We start from the raw sequence: 18,040 nt of genomic DNA on the forward strand, positions 1-18,040 counted from the left end.
TGAGATTTCCCGCCGATGCCCGTCCCGATCATGGGCGCCAAGTATCACCTCGCGGGGGTGATACCGCCCGGGTTGCCGCCCGCCAATTCCTGTCGGCGGGTTAAGGCATGATGGAGGAATGAAGGGGCAGGAGCGCGCCGGCGGCACACTTGCGGCCGAGGCCATGGACCGGTTCAGCCGGCCGACCCGGGACTGGTTCCTGGGTGCATTCAGTGCGCCCACCCCGGCCCAGAACGGCGCCTGGAACGCGATCTCCTCCGGCGCCCACGCGCTCGTGGTCGCCCCCACCGGTTCCGGCAAGACGCTCGCGGCCTTTCTTTGGGCGCTCGACCGGCTGCTCGTCGCAGCGCCCGCCGAGCCTGAGGAACTGCCCGGCCTGGACACCGCCAAAGGCGCCCGGCGAAAGGCGCCCAAACGCAAGACCAAGGTGCTGTACATCTCGCCGCTCAAGGCGCTCGGCGTCGACGTAGAACGCAATCTGCGCGCCCCGCTGATCGGCATCACCCAGACCGCCAAACGCCTGGACCTGCCCGCACCGCTGATCACCGTGGGCGTCCGTTCCGGTGACACCCCGGCGTCGGACCGCCGCTCGTTGCTGAGCAACCCGCCGGACATCCTCATCACCACGCCCGAATCGCTTTTCCTGATGCTCACCTCCAAGGCGCGGGAGACGCTGAGCGAGGTGGACACCATCATCGTCGACGAGGTCCACGCCGTCGCCGGCACCAAACGCGGTGCCCACCTGGCCGTGTCCCTGGAACGCCTCGACGCCCTGCTCCCGAAACCCGCCCAGCGGATCGGACTCTCGGCCACCGTCGAGCCCAAGGAGCTGGTGGCGCAGTTCCTCGCCGGCTCCGCGCCGGTGGAAATCGTGGCCCCGCCCTCGAAAAAGACCTGGGACCTGACGGTCTCCGTCCCCGTGGAGGACATGTCCGACCTGCAGGGCGCGGCCGGCGCGTTCGATTCCGGTCCGGCGTCCGGGTTGCAGCCGCAGGCATCGATCTGGCCGCATGTGGAGGAGAAGATCGTGGACCTGGTGCTGGCCAACCAGTCCACCATTGTGTTCGCCAATTCGCGCAGGCTCGCCGAACGCCTGACCGCCCGGCTCAACGAGATCTACGCCGAGCGGCAGCTGATGGCCGGGGGCGGAGGCTGGGGAGACTCTGGTGCCGGGGCACCCGATCTCGAGCCCGTGACCGCGGAAGCACCGGGAAACGCTCCCGCGCTGCCAGCCTCCACCGCGGTGCCGGCACCCACCGCGACACCGGCACACATGATGGCCCAGGCCGGCAGCACCGTCGGGGCCGATCCAGTCCTGGCCCGGGCCCACCACGGCTCGGTCTCCAAGGACCAGCGGGCCCTGATCGAGGACGACCTGAAATCCGGCCGGCTGCGCTGCGTCGTGGCCACGTCCTCCCTGGAACTGGGCATCGACATGGGTGCCGTGGACCTCGTGGTGCAAGTGGAATCCCCGCCCTCCGTGGCCAGCGGGCTGCAGCGGGTGGGCCGCGCCGGTCACCAGGTCGGCGAGATCTCCCAGGGCGTCCTGTTCCCTAAACACCGCGCAGACCTGGTGCACACCGCCATCACGGTGGAGCGGATGCTCGCCGGCAAGATCGAACGGCTCTTCGTCCCGGCGAATCCGCTGGACATCCTGGCCCAGCAGACCGTCGCGGCCACGGCACTGGGTTCCATCGATGTGGAGGACTGGTTCGCCACGGTGCGCCGGTCCGCGCCGTTCGCTTCCCTGCCCCGCTCCGCTTTCGAGGCCACCCTGGACCTGCTCGCCGGACGCTACCCCTCCGACGAATTCGCGGAACTGCGGCCCCGGATCATCTGGGACCGCAATGCCGGCACCATCGAGGGCCGCCCCGGCGCCCAGCGGCTGGCGGTCACCTCCGGCGGCACCATCCCGGACCGCGGGCTCTTCGGTGTCTACATCATCGGCACCGAGACGGAAGGGACCGGTTCCTCCGGATCCGCGGGCGCCGCCAGCGGCGACGGCCGGGCGGCCAGCCCGGCCGCCGCCGCAGCCAAGGGCGGCCGCCGGGTCGGCGAACTCGACGAGGAAATGGTCTACGAATCCCGGGTGGGTGACGTGTTCGCCCTCGGCGCCACCAGCTGGAAAATCGAGGACATCACCCACGACCGGGTGCTGGTCTCCCCCGCCTTCGGCCAGCCCGGGAAACTCCCGTTCTGGAAGGGCGATTCCCTCGGCCGCCCGGTGGACCTCGGCCGGGCCCTGGGCGCGTTCGTACGCGAACTATCCGCGTCCGACGTCGGGCCGGCCACGGAACGCTGCAACGCCAGCGGCCTGGACGATTTCGCCGCCAACAACCTGATCCAGTACCTCGCCGAGCAGAAGCTGGCCACCGAGGTGGTCCCCAGCGACACCACCCTCGTGGTGGAACGCTTCCACGACGAACTCGGCGACTGGCGGGTGGTGCTGCACAGCCCGTTCGGCATGCCCGTGCACGCGCCGTGGGCCCTCGCCGTCGGGCAGCGGCTGCACCAGCGCTACGGCATGGACGGCTCGGCGATGGCCGCCGACGACGGCATTGTGCTGCGCGTGCCCATGATGGAGGACGAGCCGCCCGGCGCCGAGTTGTTCCTGTTCGACCCGGAGGAACTCGAACAGATCGTGACGGCGGAGGTCGGCGGCAGCGCCCTCTTCGCCTCCCGTTTCCGTGAGTGCGCCGCGAGGGCCCTGCTGCTCCCCCGGCAGAACCCGGGCAAACGGCAGCCCCTGTGGCAGCAGCGCCAGCGCTCCGCCCAGCTGCTGGACGTCGCCCGGAAATACCCCACGTTCCCGATCGTCCTCGAGACCGTCCGCGAATGCCTGCAGGATGTCTACGACCTTCCGGCGCTGAAGGACATTGCGGCGTCGATCGAGCGCCGGGAGCTGCGGATCCTGCAGACCACCACCCAGCAGCCCTCACCGTTCGCCAAGTCCCTGCTCTTCGGCTACGTCGCGCAGTTCCTGTACGAGGGCGATTCCCCCCTGGCCGAGCGGCGGGCCGCCGCACTGGCACTGGATTCGACCCTGCTCAACGAGCTCCTCGGCCGGGTCGAGCTGCGCGAACTTCTCGACGCCACCGTCATTGACGCCACCGAGCGGGAGCTGCAGCGGCTCGCCCCGGACCGGAAGGTGCGCGGGCTGGAAGGGGTCGCGGACCTGCTCCGACTGCTGGGCCCGCTGACCCCGGCGGACGTCGCTGCCCGGCTCGAACCGGTGGCAGGGCCTGCCCCGGAGGCCCGGCCGGATGAGGCGGTCGGGTCTGCTGAGGCGGCGGCGCGCCCGGAGACGGGCCTTGGTGAGGCTCCGGAAACCCAGCCGTTGGTCGAGAGCGCCGCCCCCGTCGCCGACGCGACCGCGCATCTGGTGGCGCTCCAGCGCGCCAACCGCGCCATCAAGGTCAACATCGGCGGCGCCGAGCGCTACGCCGCAGTGGAGGACGCCGCCCGGCTGCGCGACGCCCTCGGTGTCCCGCTGCCGATGGGTGTGCCCCTGGCCTTCATCGAGCCGGTCGCCGATCCGCTGGGCGACCTCGTCTCGCGCTATGCCCGCACCCACGGGCCGTTCACCTCCGCGGAGGCCGCGGCCCGGCTGGGACTCGGCGTCGCCGTCGTCGGCACCGCACTGAAGCGGCTCGCCGCGGACGGACGAGTGGTGGAAGGCGAGTTCCGCCCCCACGCCACTCCCCCGCCGGCACCGGCCCCGGTGACGGAAGCCGACAGCGACGGCGCCGCTGCCGCCGACGGCGGGACCCAGGCCCCCGACGCGCCCACTGCCCCGTCGCTGGCGGGCGTCAGTGAATGGTGCGACGCCGAAGTCCTGCGCAAGCTCCGCCGCCGCTCGCTCGCCGCTCTGCGTGCCGAGGTCGAACCCGTGGATGCCTCAGCGTACGGCCGCTTCCTGCCGGCCTGGCAGAACGTCAGGGTGCCGGGCAAGCGCGGACAGTCGGCGCTGCGCGGACTGGACGGGATCATCACGGCCGTCGACCAGCTGTCCGGTGTGCCCATTCCGGCCTCTGCCTGGGAACCCCTGGTCCTCGCCAGCCGCGTGTCCGACTACCAGCCCGCCATGCTCGATGAGCTCATGGCTGCCGGCGAGGTGCTCTGGTCCGGCGCGGGTGCGCTCCCCGGCAACGACGGCTGGGTCAGCTTCCACCTGGCCGATTCGGCCGAGCTGACCCTGAACCCTGCCATCGACTTCGAGCCCGGCGACGCGCAGCAGCGGCTGCTGGACCACCTGCGCAACAACGGCGGCGGCTACTTCTTCCGGCAGCTGACCGACGTCGCCGGCGGCATGGACACGGTACTCAGCGACCAGGACGTCGTCTCCGCGCTCTGGGATCTGGCCTGGGCGGGCCGGATCACGGGCGATACCTTTGCCCCGGTCCGGGCCATGATTGCCGGCGGGCATACCGCGCACCGGCAGGTCGCCCGCGCCCCGCGGGCCCGGGCCCCCAGGTTGAGCCGGCTGGGACGCGCCCACGGGACCGGTTTGCTCGGATCTCCCGGACTGACCGGGGGCAGGTACGGCTCCGCCAGCGGCGCAGCCGCCACTCCCCCGCTGGCCGCCGGCCGCTGGTCGGCCCTGCCCGCCCCCGAACTGGATGCCACCATCCATGCCCGGGCCACCGCGGAACTCCTGCTGGACCGGTACGGCGTGGTCACCCGCGGTTCGGTCATGGCCGAGAACATCCTGGGCGGATTCGGACTGATGTACAAGGTCCTGGCCCGGCTGGAGGAAGCCGGACAGTGCCGGCGCGGCTATTTCATCGAGCACCTTGGCGCGGCACAGTTCGCCGTTCCCGCGACCGTGGACCGGCTGCGTTCCTACGCCGAGGACACCCAGCTCCACAAACCCGAACCGGTGGCCCTGGCCCTGGCCGCGACGGACCCGGCCAACCCCTACGGCGCCGCCCTTCCCTGGCCCGCCCTAAACGTCGAAGCCGGAACCGGGCACCGTCCGGGCCGGAAGGCCGGTGCCCTGGTGGTGCTGGTCGACGGCGCCCTGGCCCTGTATGTGGAGCGCGGCGGCAAGACCCTGCTGGCCTTCAGCGATGACGCTGAGGTCCTGGCCGCGGCCGGCTCCGCCCTGGTCAGCGTGGTGACCCGGGGTGCGGTGGACAAACTGATCATGGAAAAGGTCAACGGCCACGGCATCCTCGACACACCCGTTGCCGCCGCCCTGGCCCACGCCGGCGCGTACTCCACGCCGAAGGGACTGAGGATCCGTGCCTGAAGGCGATTCGGTGTTCCGCGCGGCCGCCCAGTTGCATGCTGCCCTGGCGGGCCAGGAGCTCATCTCCTCCGACTTCCGGGTACCCCGGTTCGCCACCCTCAAACTGGGCGGCTGGACCGTGACCGAGGTGGTTCCGCGGGGCAAACACCTGCTCATGCGGCTGGAGGGTCCGGCCCGGGCCGGTGGCGGCAGTCCGGCGGAACCGGACCGGCTGACGATCCACTCCCACCTCAAGATGGAAGGCACCTGGCAGGTTTACCCGCCCGGCGGCCGGTGGCGGAAGCCGGGGTTCACCGCGCGCTGCGTGCTGCGCACCGCGGCGGCAGACGCCGTCGGGTTCTCACTGGGCATCCTCGAGGTGGTCCGAACCTCCGAGGAAGACTCCGTTGTCGGCCACCTCGGCCCTGATCTGCTGGGTCCCGACTGGGACCTGGCCGAGGCGGAGCGGCGGATCCGCGCCGCACCGGACGTTCCGATCGGCGTCGCCCTGCTGGACCAGCGGAACCTCGCGGGGATCGGCAACATCTACCGCTGCGAGGCCTGCTTCCTCTCGGGCGTGCACCCGGCGGCGCCCGTCTCGGCAGTGCCGGACGTGGCGGCCATGATCACCGACGCCAAGGTGCTGCTGGAGGCCAACCTGGGACCCGGGCGCCGGACCACCGTCCTGAACCGGCGCGGCGCTGCCGTGGGCCGGACGTCCGGGTTGCCCGGTTACTGGGTCTACCGGCGCGAACACCAGCCGTGCCTGAAGTGCCGGACACCGGTGCGGCGCGGAGTCCTCGCCAAGGCCACCGGCACGGAAGAGCGGGACATCTACTGGTGCCCGACATGCCAGCCGCTGACGGGTCCGGCTTAGTCATACTCCGCGGCGGCCCAGGGTGCAATTCCCGCGCCGTTCACAAGGTCCGTGGGGAATTACCACCTAGGGTGCGGCGACGACGGCCGGGTCGGCTGCCTCCGCCGGCCGCCCGGCCTCCTTCAGCTCCGGGACGGTGAACCGCGGCAGCAGGAGCTGCACCAGGGGTCCGATGGCCAGGGCGTAGAGCACGGTCCCGATGCCCACGGAGCCGCCGAGCAGCCAGCCCGCGGCGAGGACCACCATTTCAATGCCGGTCCGGGACGTGCGGACGGACCAGCCCGTGCGGCGGGCGAGTCCGGTCATGAGGCCGTCCCGTGCGCCGGGACCCAGCCGGGCACCGATGTAGCAGGCAGAGGCGATGCCGTTGAGCAGGATGGCTCCCGCGAGCATGCCGGCCTGCCCGCCGAGGTGGGAGAACTCGGGGATCAAGGCCAGTCCGACGTCGGCGAAGACACCCACCAGCACGGCGTTGCACAACGTGCCGACGCCGGGCCACTGCCGCAGCGGAATCCACAGGAGCAGCACAAGGAAACTCACGATCACCACCACGGTGCCAATGCTTAGCCCGGTCTTGACCGCGAGGCCCTGATGGAACACGTCCCACGGGTCCAGCCCAAGGCCGGCGCGGATGAACATGGCCAGGGATATGCCGTACATGGCGAGGCCGATAAGGAGCTGAAGGAGCCTGCGGGTCATCATGCACCCCATCCTTCCGGAAAACTGGCATTGCATTCCATAGCCAGTTTGAAATACTGGCTCTATGTCCGGATCACTGAACCCCAGCTCGCTCGCCCGACTCCTCGGCGAGTGGAACCTCGGCGCAGCCCCCGCCTACCGTGAGCTCGCCGACGTCATCCGCCTCCTGGTCCTCGACGGCCGCGTGCCGCTTGATGTCGCGCTGCCCAGCGAACGGGCCCTGGCCGCGACGCTCGGCATCAGCCGGACGACTGTCACCGCCGCCTACTCCCTGCTGCGCGAGCAAGGCTTCCTCAGCAGCGGCCAGGGCAGCCGCGGCCGGACGTGTATCCCGCAACCCAGTCCGCCAGGCGGCCGCAAAGGCGGAAGCGGAGCGAATCTCAGCAGCGCTCCCGGCCTCGCCGCTCCGGACGGAATCCTCGACCTCGCCTATGCCTCGCTGCCGGCCAGCGGCGAGGTGGTGCACCGGGCGTTCGCCTCCGCGCTGACCGAACTCCCGGCGCTGCTGCCCGGTTTCGGCTACGACGCGCTCGGCGTGAACCCGTTGCGGGAGGCCATCGCCAGGCACTACTCGGCTGCCGGTGTGCCCACCACGGCGCGGCAGATTCTCGTCACGTCCGGCGCGCAGCACGCGCTGAACATTGTGCTCCGCACCCTGGCCGGCCGGTCCGACAAGGTCCTGGTGGAGCATCCCAGCTACCCGAATGCGCTCGACGCCATCCGGGCCGCGGGCTGCCGGCTGGTGCCGGTGGCCATGCCCGCCGCCCACCCGGACACACGGTCCGGGGCGCATTCAGGCGGCCGTCCGGGCTGGGATCTGGACGCAATCGAGACCGCACTGAGGCAGCAGCGGCCCGCCATGGCCTACGTGGTGCCGGACTTCCACAACCCCACCGGGCGTCTGATGCCGGATGCCCAGCGGCGCAGGCTGGTCCGTGCCGCCACCGCAGCCGGCACCGTCCTCGTCGTGGACGAGACGCTCCGGGAGTTGAACCTCGACGGCGTCGCCTCCACTCCGCTGGCCGCCTTCAGCCCCGCCGTCGTCTCCATCGGCTCCCTCAGCAAGTCGCACTGGGCCGGACTGCGGACCGGCTGGATCCGGGCTGAGGAACCGCTGATCCAGCGGTTCGCCGCCGCGCGCACCACCATGGACCTCGGCGGCCCGGTGGTGGAACAGCTCGCGGCGGCCCACCTGGTCAACGCACTCGCCGAACCGCTCCCGGCGCGCCTGGCCTCCCTGCGGGACAACCGGGACGCCCTGTTGGACCTCATCGCCGGACGGCTGCCGGGCTGGCAGAGCGAACGGCCCGACGGCGGCTTGTCCGTGTGGTGCCGCCTCCCGGCCCCGATCAGCACCGCCCTCGCCGTGGTGGCCCCGGACTTCGGCATCCGGCTGGCGGCCGGGCCCCGGTTCGGCACGGACGGCGCCTTCGAGCACTATCTCCGGGTGCCGTTTACCCTGCCTCCGGAGCAGCTCGAGACCGCGGTGGCGGCGCTGCGTTCCGCCCAGGACAAGCTGGAGGCGTCCCCGCAGTTGCGGCGCAGCCTCGGAGCCCCGCCCGCGGCAGCCATCGCCTGACACCCGCCGCCCAGGGGTCGCGGGCTGCAGGTCCGGGTGGTGCACCGAGGTCGCCGGAAGCCTGCGGGTTCGCCGGTTGCTTCCGGCGAACCCGGAGGTTTCCGGCGATCTCGCGGCGGCCCAACTTTGGCAAAGTAGAATGGACCGGTGATGCAATCCCCCCTGCCCGTGCGCGACGGCGTCAATGCGACCCGCCTCCGCCTCCCGGACGAGGGCCCCTGGGACACCGCGATGGACTACATGATGCACCGCTGGGGCCACATCGACCCCCAGGGCATCGAGGACCGCTTCGACGCCGGCGAGATCGTGGGCGAGGCCGGTATCCCCCTGGACCGCGCCACCCCGCTGCGGAACCACACCTTCATCTGGTACTACCGCACGCTGCCGCCGGAGGTCCGGATCCCGGTGGAATTGGACATTCTGCACCAGGATGAGCACCTCCTTGTGGTGGACAAGCCGCATTTCCTGCCCACCACCCCGGGCGGCACCTACATCCAGGAGTCCGCGCTGGTGCGGCTCCGGAACCAGCTGGACCTGCCGGACCTTATTCCCATGCACCGGCTGGACCGCATGACCGCCGGGATCCTGCTGCTCTCCACGAATCCCGAGACCCGGGGCAGGTACCAGGTGCTCTTTGAGAAGCGCCAGGTCCAGAAGGAATACGAGTGTGTGGCCGCGGCCGAGCCCTCGCCCGGGCACCCCGCCGTCGACTTCCCCGTGGTGGTCAGGAACCGGATGACGAAGTCCCGCAGCTACCTGCTCGCCGAGGTGATCGACGGCGAACCCAACGCCGAGACCCGGATCGCACGGTTGCGGACCTTCCCCGGCCCCGGCCCGGCAACGCCCGCCGGCCAGTCCGCCACGAACGCGGCCGACGGCGACACCGGGCGCCGTGCGCTGTACCGGCTCGAGCCGCACTCGGGCAAGACCCACCAGCTCCGCGTGCACATGGCCTCGCTGGGGCTGGGGATCGTCAACGACGCCTTCTACCCGCAGCTGCTGGACAAGGCGCCGGACGATTACTCGAAGCCGCTGCAGCTGCTCGCGCGCGGGATCCGGTTCGTCGACCCCATCACCGGAAAGCCGGTGGAGTACCGCAGCGGGCTGGAGCTCAGCGAAGCCCGCTAAGGCCTCTCGGGAAACCCAGCCCGCCCCGGAGTCCCGCGGCCGGGCCGGCTGGCGCCACGTCACGGACGGGCACCGGGCCGGAAGTGCGGTAACTTGTGCCCATGGACTTCGGCAGCGCGGACGGCTGGAGGGACGCGATCTATTTCTGGATCATCCCGGTTGTCATGGGCGACGCCATTTTCCCGCCCCTCCCGTCCGAAATGGTGGTGATCACCGGCGGCGCCCTGTCCGCCGTCGGACGCGCCAACGCCCTCCTGGTGGTGCTCCTTGCCGCGGCAGCGTCGTGGCTTGGCGACATCCTGGTGTTCCAGCTTTTCAAACGGCGCCTGAGCCGTACCCTGGACCGCTGGCGGTGGGGCCGCGCGTTCCATCAGGCCGTGCACACCGCGATCGGGAAAGCCGGCCGGTCCACCACGTACGGGGCGATCATCGGCGTCCGCTTCATCCCGGGCGGACGGCTGGCGACGACGGCGGCGGCCGGCATCGCCAACGTCTCCACCCGCGGTTTCAGCCTGTGCGCGGCCCTCGGCGGTCTCCTCTGGGCCGTCTGGTCCGTTGGTCTCGGCTATGTCACCGGGGCAGCCACTGGATTGCCGTTCTGGGCGAGCTCCCTCATCGGGGTCGGCCTCGGGGTCCTGATCGGCGTCGTCCTGGGCGTGATCGTCACGCGGAAGCGCGGAAACCGTTCCCCGGTGGTGGACGGACCCGAAGAGGAACTGGACTTCTGAGGCGGGCCGAACGCCTAGACGGGCGCCCAGCGGCCGCGGTTGCGGCGGAGCACCATCAGGTGGCCGGTTACCGCAACGCGTTCGACGGCGTCGCGCATCATCGCCGCCGACTCCAGCGCCTGGCGGTTCTCGCCGCTGTACGAGGTGGGCTCGACCAGGAAGCGCAGGTTCAGTTGCGGAACCCCGCCGGCCAGGTCCAGCTGGTTCGCCTCGACGTGGTGCCGCGTCTCCAGGGCTTCGACGGCGGCGGCCATCACGGACTCCGGCGGGTTGCCCGGCTTGAGCCCGGTGATCTTCAGTCTGGTCTGGAACGACGGCATGGAACAACCCTAGCGGGACCGGCCGACTCCACCGGATTTAGCCGGTGTTGCGCAGTCCCGCCGCCACCCCGTTGACCGTGATCAGCATGGCGCGCTGGAGACGCTCGTCAATCTCGCCGTTGGGCATGCTCTCCCCGGCGGCCTCGGAACGGATCCGGCGCAGCAGCTCCACCTGGAGGTAGCTGATCGGGTCGAGGTACTGGTCCCGGATCTCCAGGGAGCGCTTCAGGGTGGGCTGCGCGTCGAGCAGCAGGTCCTCGCCGGTCAGCTTCTGGATCTCGGTGACGGTCAGCTCGTATTCGGCCCGGATGGTGCGGAACAGGTGGTGGAGCTCCTCCGGAACCAGGGTGGAGACGTAGTAGCCGGCGATGTCCATGTCCGTCTTCGCCAGCGTCATTTCCACGTTGGAGAGTACCGAGCGGAAGAAGTGCCAGCCGTCCATCATCTCCACCAGCTGCGCCGAGTGGCCGGCCTCGCGGGCGGCTTTGAGCCCGGAGCCGACGCCGAACCAGCCCGGGACGATCTGCCGTGACTGCGTCCAGCCGAACACCCACGGGATGGCCCGCAGACCTTCAAGGCCCGCACCGGAATCGGGCCGCTTGGACGGCCGGGAGCCGATATTGAGGGACCCCAGCTGTTCCACGGGGGTGGACGCCATAAAGTAGGCCGGCAGGTCCGGGTCATCGATCAGCGTCCGGTACCGGGAGAAGGCGGCGTCGGAAATGGTCTCCATCACGTGGCCATAGCGTTCGCGCTGGTCCTCCGAGGTGCGCGGTGTGCGGTGCAGCGCGGAGCCCTGCATGACCGCCGCGAGCGACAGCTCCAGGTTCTCGCGGGCGAGTTCGGGCAGTGAGTACTTGTCCGAAATGACCTCGCCCTGTTCGGTGAACTTGATCTCGCCTTCCAGCACCCCGTTGGGCTGGGCCATGATGGCGTCGTAGGTCGGTCCGCCGCCACGTCCCACGGACCCGCCGCGGCCGTGGAACAGACGCACCCGGACGCCGTGCTTCGCCGCGATGTCCCGGAGTTTGCGCTGGGTCTTGTGGATTTCCCACTGGCTGGTCATCACGCCGGATTCCTTGTTGGAGTCCGAGTAGCCGAGCATGATTTCCTGGACGTCGCCGCGCAGCCGGACCAGCTCGCGGTAGGAGGAATCGGAGAGCAGCTGGTCCACGATCTCGGCCGAGGCCCGGAGTTCCTCCACGGTTTCCAGGAGGGGGGCGAAGCCGATCCTGGCATACGGGGCCGCGCCGAAGAGGCTGACCAGGCCGGCCTCGCGGGCCAGCACCGCCGCGGCCAGGACGTCGTCCGCGCCGCGGGTCATCGAGATGATGTACGTCTCGATCACGTCCGGGCCGTAGGTGCGCAGGGCCCGCCGGATCTCGCGGAACACGTCATAGGTGCCGTCGGCGACTCCGTCGAGCTTGATCGGGTGGCCGGACAGCGGGCGGCGGGAGGCGAGCTCGGACCCGAGCACCTCGAGCCGCTCGGAACGGCTGAGTTCCGCGTACCGGACGCCGGGACCGCCGAGGCGGTCCATCAGCTGCCCGACGGCGTCGTGGTGGTGGTCCGCGTGTTCGCGGATGTCCAGGGTGGCCAGGTGCAGGCCGAACGAGGCGATGGCGCGCCGCACCCGGGCAAGGGCGCCGTCGGCGGCGAGCGCGGCGTGGTGGTTGCGCAGCGAGCGCTCCAGCAAACCCAGTTCGTCGAGGAGCTCCGCGGTGGCGGTGTAGTCGCGGCCCGGCTCGTGCGCCGATCCGGCCGCGACGCGCCGGCCCGTGTTGAGCAGCTTGGCCTTGATGCAGGTGAGTTTGAGCCGGTAGGGCTCCTGGGCGTTCAGTTCGAGGACGCGGCGGTCCAGGCCCGGGAGGTTTTTGAGGTCGACGTCGATCGAGTCCAGCAGCTCCTGGTCCGCCCCGGCGAGCGCTGTCGAGTTGGACAGGATGGAGATCAGCCCGTCGATCAGGCCAATGCTGATCCGCACGGCGTGCTGGTTCTGGATCTGCAGGATTTCGCGGGTGACGGCTGCGGTGACGTTGGGGTTTCCGTCCCGGTCGCCGCCGATCCAGGAGCCGAAACGGATGGGTGCCTTCTCCACGGGGAGGCTGACACCGTGTTCGGCGAGCAGTTCGGAGAGGTCCGAGAGCATCTCCGGCATGGCGTCGCCCAGGATGCCGGTGAGGTAGTAGATCGCGTTCCGGGCCTCATCCACCGGGGTGGGCCGGACCTGGCGGAGTTCGTCCGTCTGCCACATCTGGTCGATCACCTCGGCGAGCTGGCGGTCCTGGCGGCGGCGGGCGGACGTGCCCTCCGCGGTGCTCTCGGCAAGGATGTCGGAGAGCCGGCGGACCTTGTCCAGCACGGAGCGGCGGGAGGCCTCGGTGGGGTGCGCGGTGAAGATGGGCCGGACGTCGAGTTCGTTCACCACTTCCTGCAGCACCGACGGGCCCGCCTGGCCGGCGATGTCGGCGACAGCCTTGGCCAGCCAGCCGTCCTTTTCCTGCCGGGTGCGCAGCCCGCGGACCCGGTGCACCTGCTCGGCGGCGTTGGCCAGGTGGAAGTAGAACGCGAAGGCGCGGACCAGGTCGGTCGCCTGCTCCAGGGGCAGGGAGCCGAGCAGTTCGCGGACCTGGGCGACGACGTCGTACGAGCTCCACGGCCCGGTGGCATCCGCACCGCCACGGGCTGCTTCCTTGGATTCCTTGGTCAGCAGGCGCACCTGCTCCACCAGGTCCAGGAGCTCGGGCCCGTGCTGGCGGACCAGGGATTCGCCGAGGAGGGTGGACACCCTGCGGACGTCGGCGCGCAGTTCGGAGGCGAGATCGGTGCCGGGATTCGTTGCAGTGTCAGCCATGGAATCAATCTTTCGAGAGGACTTGGCTCGTACACTGCGCTGGATACTGTGAGCCGGGTTACTTTCTTCCTAAAAGATGCTACCCGCAGCCACGGCCGGCAGGGAATCCGTCTCAGATAGTGTCAGGCCGCCTACCGGGCGATTTTGAAGTTGAACGCCCCGGTGCCCAGCGCACCCCAGACCCGCAGCCAGATCGGCAGGACCATTTCGGCGCCGCGGGCGGTGGTGATGTCGCCCAGGTCGATGATGTCGCGGTGCCCGAAGCCCGCGAGCAGCCCGGTCACGGTTTCCTTGGCGGCGGCGTCGTTTCCGGAAACGAAGACGGTGTGGTCGCCCCCGGCCACGCTCGCCGGGTCCACCATGACGCTGGCGGTCATCGTGTTGAGCGTCTTGACCACCCTGGCTTCCGGGAAGGCCCGCTGGAGCTGCTCAGCGAGGCTGTCGGTGTTCACCGGGTTCAGCGACGGCGGAAACCCGTGGGAGAAGTCCAGCGGGTTCGCGATGTCCATGAGCACCTTGCCGGCCAGATTTGCAGCCCCGGCCGCGGTGAGCGCCTGGAGGGAGCCTGCGCCGTTGGTGGCGTTAATAATCAGGTCCGCGCGGGCGGCGGCCTCCGTGAACGTGGCGACGTCGATCCGGCTGTGCGCCGCGTGCCAGACGGCAAAGGGTGGGCCGCCCATCGCGCCGGGTTCGGTCCGGGAAAGGGTCGCCTTCGGATCGCGCGTGCCGATCACGACGTCATGCCCGAGCGCGGACAGTGCCCCGGCGATCGTGGGGCCAACGGTTCCAGTTCCCAGTACAGCAATCTTCATGGCGTCCTCAGTTCCGGATGGTTCAGTTCTGGATGGCCGGATTCAGGACATCCAGGGGTAGACAATACCGTCTACCCCTAAGCAGGAAGCTACCAGACAGACCTGTCTAGGACAACCATAGACAGACTTGTCTGTGTACCATGGAGCCATGACCCCGACCGCCGCCAGGACACCACAGGCCGTCCGCCCGTCTGCCGGGCACGCCCGGGACAAAATCCTCGCCACGGCCTTCCGGCTCTTCTACGCCCAGGGGCTCCGGGCCGCCGGCATCGATACGATCATCGCCGAGTCCGGCGTCGCGAAGGCCACGTTCTACAAATACTTTCCCGCCAAGGATGACCTGATCCTGGCCTACCTGGAGAAGGTTGACGGCGTCTGGACCGGGCAGCTCCACGCCGCGGCGGAAGCCGCCGGACCTGATCCCGCGGCCCAGCTCGTCGGGCTGTTCGACGCCCTGGCCAGCGCCTGCCGCCGCGACGGCTACCGCGGCTGCGCCTTCATCAACGCCGCCGCCGAGTCAGCGTCCGGAACCCGTATCCACGAACGGACGGTGACGCACAAGGAACACGTCAGGGCCTGGATCCGTGACCTGGCCGTCCAGGCCGGCGCCCCGGATCCGGACCAGCTCGCCCGCAGCCTGACCCTGGTCCTCGACGGCGGACTGGCCAGCGGGGTGCTCGACGCCGACCCGGCGGCCGCCATCGCCGCCCGCCACACCGCAGCACAACTTGTGTCCGCAAGCCTCGGGAGGAACCCATGAACATGCCGCAGCCCGATCCTGATGCCCAGCTCGCCCGCTGGCAGCGCTTCCGGAACAGCCGCAACGCGGCCCTGGCCAGCGAGTTCGGCTGGCTGACCCTGACCTCCTTCCAGTGGCTGGAGGGCCGGCCGGGCGCCGTCGAGCTGATCCCCGGGCGCTGGTCCACGGACGGCGCGACGGCGCTCCTCACCGCCTCCGCGGACGAGGGACTGACCCTCGTGGAGACCGGCGAGCCAGTGGACGGCACCATCAGCGCGGCGCTGGCCAATGAGGAATCGCTGTGGTGGGTCCAGTACGGCGGCAGGGACGGCCGCCAGGTTGTGGTGGAACTCGCCATGCGCGCCGACAAGTACGCCCTCCGCACCCGGGATTCGGAGTCGCCGGTGTTCACCGGGTTCGACGGCGTTCCCACCTTCGACTACCGGCCGGACCTGGTGGTCGAGGCCAGCTTCCGCCCCTACCCGGAGCCCGTCGACGTCCCGATCGGCACCGCCAACCCCCTGGTCGACGGGATCCACCGGTCCGCCGGCGAACTGGTGTTCCGGCTCCCCGGCAAGGACCACGAGTTCCACCTGCAGGCCGAAGAGGAAAAGCTCGGCGCGCTGACGGTCACATTCCACGACGAGACCAACGGAGCAGCCGCGCCGGGACAAGCAACTGCTGAGTGGCGGAAGGTTTCCACCGCCCGGCCCCGCGTCGATTCGCAGGGAAACCGCACAGTGATCCTGGACTTCAACCGCGCGATCAACTACCCGAGCGCCTTCACCCCGTACGGCACCTGCCCCATGCCGGTGAAGAACAACAGCCTGGACTACCGGATCGAGGCCGGCGAGAAAGAGCCCGCGCTGTTCTAGGCAACCGCGGTCAGACGATCGCGGAGATCCCGGTCACGGCCCGGCCCACGATCAGCGTGTTGATCTCGAACGAGCCCTCGTAGGTGTAAATCGCCTCGGCGTCGGCGAAGATCTTGGCCATCCGGTAGTCGGTGACGATCCCGTTGCCGCCGAGCAGGGACCGGCCCATCCCCACGGTCTCGCGCATCCGGGCGCTGACATAGGACTTCGCCAGCGCCACCTGCGGCATGTCCGCGGCGCCCTGGTCCTGCAGCTGCGCGATCCGGACCATCATGCCCATGCTTGCCACGGAATTGCCGAGCATCGTGACCAGCTGCTGCTGGACCAGCTGGAATTTCGCCAGCGGCCGCCCGAACTGCTGGCGTTCGACGGCGTACTGCCGGGCGACATCGAACGCCGCCAGCTGCTGGCCGACACCCTGCCAGGCGACCATGATCCGTGAGCCGCGCAGCAGTTCATTGGTGTCCTCGAAGCTGCTGATCCCGGCGAAGCGGTCTGACTCGGCCACCTGCACGTTCCGGAAGACGATGTCCGCGTTCTGCACCGTGCGCAGCGCGATCTTGTTCTCGATCCTGCTCCGGCTCACGCCCGGAAGGGTCGCGTCCACGATGAAGCCGCGGATGCTGCCGTCGGCCTCGTCACGGGCCCAGACGAGCAGGTAGTCGCAGAACGTCCCGTTGCCGATCCAGCGCTTGGCGCCGTTGAGCACCCAGCTGTCCCCGCCGCCGGGCGCCCCGCCGGGGACACGCCGGGCCACGGTCTCCATGCCGCCGGCCACGTCGGAGCCATGTTCCGGTTCGGTCAGCGCGAACGCTCCGGTGGTCCGGAGGCTGGCGGCGTCGTCGAGCAGGCGCGCCTTTTGCTCCTCGGATCCGAAGCCGTAGAGCGATTCGACAAAGAGGTCGTGGTGGACCAGGAAGAACGTCGCCAGCGAGGTGTCCACCCGGGTCATCTCGGCAATGACCAGCCCGGCAAACAGGTTGCTGTAGCCGCGCTGGGCCGGGGCGCTGAGCTCCAGGGCCGCGAGTTTGGGCAGGATCTGCGCGGGGAACTCGGCCTCGTTCCACCACTCGCCGGCGAACGGAGCCACCTCGCGGGCCAGGAACTCCCGAAGTTCGGCCAGCTTTGCCTGCTCACGGGGGTTGAGCATCGACTCGAAGTCGAAGAAGTCGGCGGTCGGCAGCCCCGCGACGGATTCCGCGGCAGCGGGGGAAGGGGCGAGCCTGGCCTGCGTCATTTCGGCCCCATCCGGATGGCGCCGTCGAGGCGGATGGTCTCGCCGTTGAGCATGGCGTTTTCCACGATGTGCGCCGCGAGGTTTGCGTACTCGGCCGGCCGGCCCAGCCGGGAGGGGTGCGGCACCTGCGCACCGAGGGAGTCCTGGGCCTCCTGCGGCAGCCCGGCCATCATCGGCGTCTCGAAGATACCCGGCGCGATGGTCACCACGCGGATCAGCGAGCGCGCCAGTTCACGGGCGATCGGCAGCGTCATTGCGTGCACCGCCCCCTTGGAGGCGGCGTAGGCCGGCTGGCCGATCTGGCCGTCAAACGCGGCCACAGAGGCGGTGTTGATGATGACGCCGCGCTCCGGCCCGCCGAGCTCGGTCGCGGCCGGCTCGGTGGCCGCCATCGCGGCCGCCGCAAGGCGGATGACGTTGAAGGTGCCCACGAGGTTGATCTGGATGACCCGGTTGAAGTTTTGCAGCGGCAGCACGCCGTCCCGGCCCAGGACTTTGCCGGGGGTGGCGATGCCGGCACAGTTGACCACGATCCGCAGCGGACCGAGGGCGACGGCGGCGTCGACGGCGGCCTGCACCTCGACTTCGCTGGTGACGTCGGCGGGAACGAAGACTGCCCGGTGGGCCGGCTCCGCCGGGGTTCCGGCCCCGGGGGCCTGCACCTGGACATTGCTCCGGGCATTCAGCCCGGCGGCGAAGTCGGCGCCGGCGGAGCCTGGCAGGTCCACCAGGACCACCGAGGCGCCGGCGTCGAACAGGCGCCGCGCCGTCGCAGCACCCAGACCGGAGGCTCCGCCCGTAATCAGCGCAACTGTACCTTTGATGTCCATGCATCCTCCTTGATGTGGAACCGGAGCCCGAGTCCGTCGCGACACTGTGTGCAGCGTCACGCGCTTACCGCGAACATTAGTTAGTGAATGTTAACTGGAATGCGGGCATTCCGCACCTTTCCCCTGCCGCTA

Annotated in this window: 13 protein-coding genes; 7 read left to right on the forward strand and 6 right to left on the reverse strand. The window is 70.0% G+C overall.

Annotated features, from left to right (window positions below; translation table 11 throughout):
• Positions 1–118: 118 nt before the first annotated feature.
• The gene (locus ABIB29_RS10545; RefSeq protein ID WP_354172537.1) at positions 119–5,251 is read left to right on the forward strand and encodes an Lhr family helicase; all 5,133 of its coding nucleotides are present in this window, start codon (positions 119–121) and stop codon (positions 5,249–5,251) included.
• Positions 5,244–6,107, forward strand: a complete 864-nt coding sequence (locus ABIB29_RS10550) for a DNA-formamidopyrimidine glycosylase family protein (RefSeq protein WP_354172539.1) — start codon at positions 5,244–5,246, stop codon at positions 6,105–6,107. The genes ABIB29_RS10545 and ABIB29_RS10550 overlap by 8 nt, the downstream gene beginning before the upstream one ends.
• 66 nt (positions 6,108–6,173) lie before the next feature.
• Here the strand turns inward: ABIB29_RS10550 and yczE are convergent, their stop codons facing one another.
• A complete protein-coding gene (yczE, locus tag ABIB29_RS10555) occupies positions 6,174–6,809 on the reverse strand; it encodes a membrane protein YczE (protein WP_354172540.1) in 636 nt (211 codons plus the stop codon).
• Between the two features lie 61 nt (positions 6,810–6,870).
• On the opposite strand from yczE, the gene yczR reads away from it, so the two are divergent.
• The 3 genes from yczR (at position 6,871) to ABIB29_RS10570 (ending at position 10,241) form a co-directional block, all read left to right on the forward strand.
• Complete coding sequence (gene yczR, locus ABIB29_RS10560; protein WP_354172542.1) at positions 6,871–8,385, forward strand: MocR-like transcription factor YczR; 1,515 nt, start codon at positions 6,871–6,873, stop codon at positions 8,383–8,385.
• Between the two features lie 150 nt (positions 8,386–8,535).
• Positions 8,536–9,513, forward strand: a complete 978-nt coding sequence (locus tag ABIB29_RS10565; protein ID WP_354172889.1) for an RluA family pseudouridine synthase — start codon at positions 8,536–8,538, stop codon at positions 9,511–9,513.
• 101 nt (positions 9,514–9,614) lie between these two features.
• Entirely contained in the window at positions 9,615–10,241 is a 627-nt protein-coding gene (locus tag ABIB29_RS10570; protein ID WP_354172544.1) for a DedA family protein, read from the forward strand.
• A 14-nt stretch (positions 10,242–10,255) separates the two neighbouring features.
• Here the strand turns inward: ABIB29_RS10570 and ABIB29_RS10575 are convergent, their stop codons facing one another.
• The 3 genes from ABIB29_RS10575 to ABIB29_RS10585 form a co-directional block, all read right to left on the reverse strand.
• Complete coding sequence (locus ABIB29_RS10575; protein ID WP_354172546.1) at positions 10,256–10,561, reverse strand: hypothetical protein; 306 nt, start codon at positions 10,559–10,561, stop codon at positions 10,256–10,258.
• Positions 10,562–10,598: 37 nt separating this feature from the next.
• Positions 10,599–13,415, reverse strand: a complete 2,817-nt coding sequence (gene ppc / locus ABIB29_RS10580) for a phosphoenolpyruvate carboxylase (protein ID WP_354172548.1) — start codon at positions 13,413–13,415, stop codon at positions 10,599–10,601.
• 131 nt (positions 13,416–13,546) lie between these two features.
• Positions 13,547–14,227: an NADPH-dependent F420 reductase gene (locus ABIB29_RS10585; RefSeq protein ID WP_354172550.1), complete on the reverse strand. Its 681-nt coding sequence runs from the start codon at positions 14,225–14,227 to the stop codon at positions 13,547–13,549.
• Between the two features lie 148 nt (positions 14,228–14,375).
• Here ABIB29_RS10585 and ABIB29_RS10590 point away from each other — a divergent pair, with 148 nt between their 5' ends.
• Both ABIB29_RS10590 and ABIB29_RS10595 read left to right on the forward strand, forming a co-directional pair.
• Positions 14,376–14,987, forward strand: coding sequence for a TetR/AcrR family transcriptional regulator (locus ABIB29_RS10590; RefSeq protein WP_354172551.1), 612 nt, complete (start codon positions 14,376–14,378; stop codon positions 14,985–14,987).
• On the forward strand, positions 14,984–15,841 hold the full coding sequence (locus tag ABIB29_RS10595; protein WP_354172553.1) for a DUF1684 domain-containing protein: 858 nt from the start codon (positions 14,984–14,986) through the stop codon (positions 15,839–15,841). The genes ABIB29_RS10590 and ABIB29_RS10595 overlap by 4 nt, the downstream gene beginning before the upstream one ends.
• 10 nt (positions 15,842–15,851) lie before the next feature.
• Here ABIB29_RS10595 and ABIB29_RS10600 read toward each other — a convergent pair whose 3' ends face one another.
• Complete coding sequence (locus ABIB29_RS10600) at positions 15,852–17,078, reverse strand: acyl-CoA dehydrogenase family protein (protein ID WP_354172555.1); 1,227 nt, start codon at positions 17,076–17,078, stop codon at positions 15,852–15,854.
• Positions 17,075–17,908: an SDR family NAD(P)-dependent oxidoreductase gene (locus tag ABIB29_RS10605; RefSeq protein WP_354172557.1), complete on the reverse strand. Its 834-nt coding sequence runs from the start codon at positions 17,906–17,908 to the stop codon at positions 17,075–17,077. The genes ABIB29_RS10600 and ABIB29_RS10605 overlap by 4 nt, the downstream gene beginning before the upstream one ends.
• Between the last annotated feature and the right edge of the window lie 132 nt (positions 17,909–18,040).

The sequence above is a fragment of the Arthrobacter sp. UYEF36 genome (assembly GCF_040547025.1).
Classification (GTDB): Bacteria; Actinomycetota; Actinomycetes; order Actinomycetales; family Micrococcaceae; genus Arthrobacter.